General features: G+C 67.9%; 6 protein-coding genes. 5 read left to right on the top strand and 1 reads right to left on the bottom strand.

Going from position 1 to position 6213, the window contains the following annotated elements:
* Positions 1–79: 79 nt before the first annotated feature.
* Positions 80–481: a response regulator gene (locus tag ACZ3KP_RS31385; protein ID WP_467503521.1), complete on the bottom strand. Its 402-nt coding sequence runs from the start codon at positions 479–481 to the stop codon at positions 80–82.
* Positions 482–659: 178 nt separating this feature from the next.
* Here ACZ3KP_RS31385 and ctaE point away from each other — a divergent pair, with 178 nt between their 5' ends.
* The 5 genes from ctaE to trpD all read left to right on the top strand — a co-directional run bounded on the left by ctaE (position 660) and on the right by trpD (position 6059).
* Entirely contained in the window at positions 660–1280 is a 621-nt protein-coding gene (gene ctaE, locus ACZ3KP_RS31390) for an aa3-type cytochrome oxidase subunit III (protein ID WP_358975917.1), read from the top strand.
* A gap of 78 nt (positions 1281–1358) precedes the next feature.
* Complete coding sequence (gene qcrC / locus ACZ3KP_RS31395) at positions 1359–2171, top strand: cytochrome bc1 complex diheme cytochrome c subunit (RefSeq protein WP_467503523.1); 813 nt, start codon at positions 1359–1361, stop codon at positions 2169–2171.
* On the top strand, positions 2168–3226 hold the full coding sequence (qcrA, locus tag ACZ3KP_RS31400) for a cytochrome bc1 complex Rieske iron-sulfur subunit (protein ID WP_358975911.1): 1059 nt from the start codon (positions 2168–2170) through the stop codon (positions 3224–3226). The genes qcrC and qcrA overlap by 4 nt, the downstream gene beginning before the upstream one ends.
* Positions 3223–4860 (top strand): cytochrome bc1 complex cytochrome b subunit, encoded by a 1638-nt coding sequence (gene qcrB / locus ACZ3KP_RS31405; protein ID WP_358975908.1) that lies wholly within the window; start codon positions 3223–3225, stop codon positions 4858–4860. Before qcrA ends, qcrB begins: the two co-directional genes overlap by 4 nt.
* A 134-nt stretch (positions 4861–4994) precedes the next feature.
* A complete protein-coding gene (gene trpD / locus ACZ3KP_RS31410; RefSeq protein ID WP_467503526.1) occupies positions 4995–6059 on the top strand; it encodes an anthranilate phosphoribosyltransferase in 1065 nt (354 codons plus the stop codon).
* Positions 6060–6213 lie beyond the last annotated feature (154 nt).

The raw sequence follows: 6213 nt of genomic DNA on the forward strand, positions 1-6213 counted from the left end.
CCGGGGGGACCCCCAGAGCACGCACCTGACGCCGCAGGGCCGCCCTCCGGGTGACAACGGGAATGTGACGACAGGGCCTCTAGGCGCTCTGCAGCCTCTTCCGCCGCAACAGAGAAGCCAGCGCCCCCGCGAACTCCACCGGCTCCACCGGCAGCGTCACAGCGGCGTCCGCCCGGCTCCAGGTGGCCAGCCACGCATCCTGCGGCCGCCCGATCAGCAACAGCACCGGCGGGCAGTCGAAGACCTCGTCCTTGATCTGACGGCACATCCCCATGCCCCCCATGGGCACGGCCTCCCCGTCCAGGACGCAGACGTCGATCCCGCCCCTGTCCAGCTCGGCGACGACCGCCTGGGGCGTCGCGCACTCCAGGAACTCGACGAACGGCACATCGGGGGCAGGACGCCGGCCGGCGGCCAGCCGTACCTGCTCGCGGGTGTTGGAGTCGTCGCTGTAGACCAGCACCGTGGCGGTCGGCTGCATTGTTCCTCCGAGACGTCAGCGTCGTACGGACAGGACCGATGCGCGGGATGCTACCCCCCTGAACTCCCCGCCAACACCAGTTGGAACACCGCTTCGATGGGCCATCCGGGCAGTACACACGGGGCGGACACTCCGAACGGCACCCCCCGGAGTGAGCGCGAGATAAGCGACCGACATAATGTCGGTCGTGGCGACAGCAACGACAGTAGATACCGGGCACGCGCACCCGTCGGTCAACCGGCCGAACCTCACCAGCGTCGGAACCATCATTTGGCTGAGTTCCGAGCTGATGTTCTTCGCGGCCCTCTTCGCGATGTACTTCACCCTGCGATCGGTGACCGGTCCGGCGCACTGGAAGGAGATGGCGAGCCATCTCAACATTCCGTTCTCCGCGACCAACACCACGATCCTGGTGCTCTCCTCCCTGACCTGCCAGCTCGGCGTGTTCGCCGCCGAGCGCGGGGACGTGAAGAAGCTCCGGGGCTGGTTCATCCTCACCTTCATCATGGGCGCGATCTTCATCGGCGGTCAGATCTACGAGTACACCGAGCTGGTCAAGAAGGACGGGATCTCGCTCTCGTCCGACCCGTACGGCTCGGTCTTCTACCTGACCACCGGCTTCCACGGCATGCACGTGACGGGCGGCCTCATCGCCTTCCTGTTCGTCCTGGGGCGCACCTACGCGGCGAAGAGGTTCACGCACGAGCAGGCGACCGCGGCCATCGTCGTGTCCTACTACTGGCACTTCGTCGATGTCGTCTGGATCGGCCTCTTCGCCACGATCTACCTGATCAAGTAGCCGGGGCCGGCTCCACGCGCCGTAGAAGCGCACATTCCAGAAGCATCGACGCAGAAGATCCTGACACCGGGGTAATCCGTGAAAAAGCTCTCCGCACGACGACGCCATCCGCTGGCGGCGGTCGTCGTCCTACTCCTCGCGCTGGTGGGCACTGGGGGGGCCTACGCCTTTCTCGCGCCCGCGAGCAAGGCTCAGGCCGACGAGACCTCCCAGTCCCTGACGATCGAGGAGGGCCAGAAGCTCTACTCGGTCGGCTGTGCCAGTTGCCACGGCACCAAGGGTCAGGGTTCGTCCGACGGCCCCAGCCTGGTGGGCGTGGGCGCCGCGGCCGTCGACTTCCAGGTCGGCACCGGCCGCATGCCGGCCGCCACCTCGCAGGGCCCGCAGGTCGTCAAGAAGAAGAACATCTACACCCAGGCGCAGATCGACCAGCTCGCGGCGTACATCGCCTCGCTGGGTGCCGGCCCCGAGGTCCCCACCTCGGAGCAGTACGGCTCGGACGGTGCCGACATCGCCAAGGGTGGTGAGCTCTTCCGCACCAACTGCGCGCAGTGCCACAACTTCGTGGGCGCGGGTGGCGCGCTGACGAAGGGCAAGTTCGCCCCGAACCTCGAGGGCGTAGCCCCGAAGCACATCTACGAGGCCATGCAGACGGGCCCGCAGAACATGCCGTCCTTCCCCGACACCACGCTGACGGAGAAGAACAAGAAGGACATCATCGCGTACATCGACGCGGTCAACAGCCCCGACACGGAGAACCCCGGCGGTCTCAACCTGGGCGGCCTCGGGCCGGTCAGCGAGGGTCTGTTCGCGTGGATCTTCGGTCTCGGTGCCCTGATCGCGGTCGCCGTCTGGGTCGCCGCTCGGACCGCAAAGGCCAAGAAGTCATGAGTAGCCAAGACATTCCAGAAGAGAACCTGCCCGCTGAGCAGGACCACGCGCACGGCGCCGTGAGCGTGGCGGACGAGAAGGATCCGTTCGCGGACCCGGGTCTGCCGCCCCACGAGCACCGGATCCAGGACATCGACGAGCGGGCCGCCAAGCGGTCCGAGCGCGTCGTGGCCCTGCTGTTCACGATCTCGATGCTGGCCACCGTCGGCTTCATCGCCTCGTACGTGACGATCCCGCACGACAAGTCGATCTTCGTCTTCCCGCTCGGTCACATCAGCGCGCTGAACTTCGCGCTGGGCATGACCCTCGGAACGGCGCTGTTCTGCATCGGCGCGGGCGCGGTCCACTGGGCCCGCACCCTGATGTCCGACGTGGAGGTCGCCGACGAGCGGCACCCGATCGAGGCCTCTCCCGAGGTCCGTGCCAAGGTCCACGAGGACTTCCGGCAGGGCGCCAAGGAGTCGGCGCTCGGCCGGCGCAAGCTGATCCGCAACACCATGTTCGGCGCGCTGACCCTGGTCCCGCTCTCCGGTGTCGTGCTGCTGCGCGACCTCGGCCCGCTGCCCGGCACCTCGCTGCGGCACACGGCGTGGTCGAAGGGCAAGCTGCTCGTCAACATGAACACCAACGAGCCGCTGCGCCCCTCCGACGTCGCCGTCGGCTCGCTGACCTTCGCCAAGCCCGAGGGCGTCGAGGAGGACCAGGAGGACTTCCAGAACGTCATGGCGAAGGCGGCCCTGATGATCATCCGGCTGCAGCCGGACAACATCAAGGACAAGCGCGAGCTCGAGTGGTCGCACGAGGGAATCGTCGCCTACTCGAAGATCTGCACCCACGTCGGTTGCCCGATCTCGCTGTACGAGCAGCAGACCCACCACGTGCTCTGCCCGTGCCACCAGTCCACCTTCGACCTCTCCGACGGTGCCCGAGTGATCTTCGGCCCGGCCGGTCACGCCCTGCCGCAGCTGCGCATCGGCGTGAGCGAGGAGGGCTACCTCCAGGCGCTCGGCGACTTCGAGGAGCCCGTCGGTCCTGCATTCTGGGAGCGCGGATGAGCACTTCAGAAAACTCAGAGTCCCGCGCCCGCGGGAAGGCACCGGCCGGCGAGCGCGTCGCCGACTGGGCCGACGGACGGCTCGGGATCTACTCCCTCGCCAAGTCCAACATGCGCAAGATCTTCCCCGACCACTGGTCGTTCATGTTGGGCGAAGTGTGCATGTACAGCTTCATCATCATCATCCTGACGGGTGTGTACCTGACGCTGTTCTTCCACCCGTCGATGAACGAGGTGGAGTACCACGGCAGCTACGTCCCGCTCCAGGGCCAGCTGATGTCCGAGGCGTTCAACTCGACCCTGCACATCTCCTTCGACGTGCGCGGTGGTCTGCTCATCCGGCAGATCCACCACTGGGCCGCGCTGATCTTCCTCGCCGGCATGTTCGTGCACATGATGCGCGTGTTCTTCACCGGCGCGTTCCGCAAGCCGCGTGAGATCAACTGGCTGTTCGGCTTCCTGCTGTTCGTCCTCGGCATGTTCACCGGCTTCACCGGTTACTCGCTCCCGGACGACCTGCTCTCCGGCACCGGTGTCCGCTTCACCGAGGGCGCGATCCTGTCGATGCCGATCGTCGGCTCGTACATCTCGTTCTTCCTCTTCGGCGGCGAGTTCCCCGGCCACGACTTCGTCGCCCGGTTCTACTCGATCCACATCCTGCTGCTGCCGGGCATCATGCTCGGCCTGATGGTGGGCCACCTGATCCTGGTCTTCTACCACAAGCACACGCAGTTCGCGGGTCCCGGAAAGAGCGAGAAGAACGTCGTCGGCATGCCGCTGCTGCCGGTCTACATGGCCAAGGCCGGAGGCTTCTTCTTCCTGGTCTTCGGTGTCATCGCGGTCATCGCGGCGACCACCCAGATCAACCCGATCTGGGCCATGGGCCCGTACCGCCCGGACCAGGTGTCCACCGGCGCCCAGCCCGACTGGTACATGGGCTTCGCCGAGGGTCTGATCCGTTACATGCCCGGCTGGGAGATCAACCTCTGGGGCCACACCCTGGTCCTGGGCGTCTTCATCCCGCTGGTCCTGTTCGGTCTGGTCCTCGCGGCGATCGCGGTCTACCCGTTCCTGGAGTCCTGGATCACCGGCGACAAGAGCGAGCACCACATCCTGGACCGCCCGCGCAACGCCCCGACCCGTACCGGTTTCGGTGTCGCCTGGGTCACCGTCTACATGGTCGGTCTGATCGGTGGTGGCAACGACCTGATCGCCACCCACTTCCACCTGTCGATCAACGACGTCACCTGGTTCGTCCGGATCTTCTTCTTCGCCGGACCGGTGATCGCGTTCATCGTCACCAAGCGGATCTGCCTCGGCCTCCAGCGCCGGGACCGCGACAAGGTGCTGCACGGTCGCGAGACCGGCATCATCAAGCGGCTCCCGCACGGTGAGTTCATCGAGGTCCACGAGCCGCTCTCGCAGGAGCAGCTGCACACCCTCACCGCCCACCACCAGTACGAGCCGGCCCAGGTCGGCCCGGCGGTGGACGAGAACGGTGTCGAGCGCAAGATCAAGGGGTCCGAGAAGCTCCGCGCCAAGCTGAGCAACGCCTACTACGGCGAGGACAACCAGATCCCGAAGCCGAGCGTCGAGGAGTACAAGGAGATCACGAGCGGCCACGGCCACCACTGATCGACGGCGTCGCCACGCCTCGGTCGAAGGGCCCCCGTCCGGTGTACGGACGGGGGCCCTTCGCCGTGCCCGGGGCTGGATAGGGTGGGTCCGGAAACCGTTTTTACGCCGGTACGACACTCAGGAGCGGCCCCATGAGCGCTGTGACCCCCGCTGGAGGCGACACCGCGGCGGGCCGTTCCTGGCCCGCGGTGCTGAACGCGCTGCTGTACGGCCAGGACCAGAGCGCCGACGCGACGGCCTGGGCGATGGACCAGATCATGCGCGGCCAGGCCACCGACGCCCAGATCGCGGGCTTCGTGGTCGCCCTCAGGGCCAAGGGCGAGACGGTCGACGAGATCAACGGGCTCGTCCGCACGATGTACGAGCACGCCAACGTCATCGAGGTGCCGGGCCGCACCGTCGACATCGTCGGGACCGGCGGCGACGGCGCGAAGACGGTGAACATCTCCACGATGTCCGCCCTGGTGGTGGCCGGCACCGGCGCGAAGGTCGTCAAGCACGGCAACCGGGCGGCCTCGTCCGCCTCCGGGGCCTCGGACGTCCTGGAGAAGCTCGGCGTCAACCTCGACCTGACCCCGCAGCGGGTCGCCGAGGTGGCCGAGGAGGCCGGCATCACCTTCTGCTTCGCCGTCAAGTTCCACCCGGCGCTGCGGTACGCGGGCGCCGCGCGCGGCCAGCTGGGCATCCGCACGGTCTTCAACATCCTCGGCCCGCTGACCAACCCGGCGCGGGTCCGGGCCCAGGCGGTCGGCGTCGCGGACCCCCGCATGGCCCCCGTGGTCGCGGGCGTCTTCGCGGAGCGCGGCAACTCCTCCCTGGTGTTCCGCGGCGACGACGGCCTCGACGAACTGACGACGACCGCCACGTCCCGGGTCTGGACCGTCCGCGACGGCAAGGTCACGGAGGAGACCTTCGACCCCCGTGACGTCGGTATCGACCTGGTCCCCGTGGAGGCGCTGCGGGGCGGCGACCCGTCGTACAACGCGGAGGTCGCCCGCAGGCTCCTGGACGGGGAGACGGGCCCGGTACGGGACGCGGTGCTGCTCAACTCGGCGGCGGCGCTGGTGGCCCTGGACCCGGGCCCTGGAACGCTCGCCGAACAGCTCTCGGCGGGCATGACCCGGGCCGCGGAGTCGATCGACTCGGGCGCGGCCAAGCGGGCCCTGGAACGCTGGGCGGCGGCGACCCACAGGTAGAGGGGGCGCCGTCAGGAGGGTGTGAGGGGGGGGGCGGGGCCCCCCGCCCCCCCCCCCCCACCCCCCCGGGGAGCGGGCCCGAGGTTGGCGGGCCCGGTCACGTGTCCAACGGTTTGTTCCCCGGGAAGGGTTTCACTGAAGGAGGCCCGCGCGC

It is taken from the genome of Streptomyces sp. NPDC020958 (assembly GCF_055562175.1).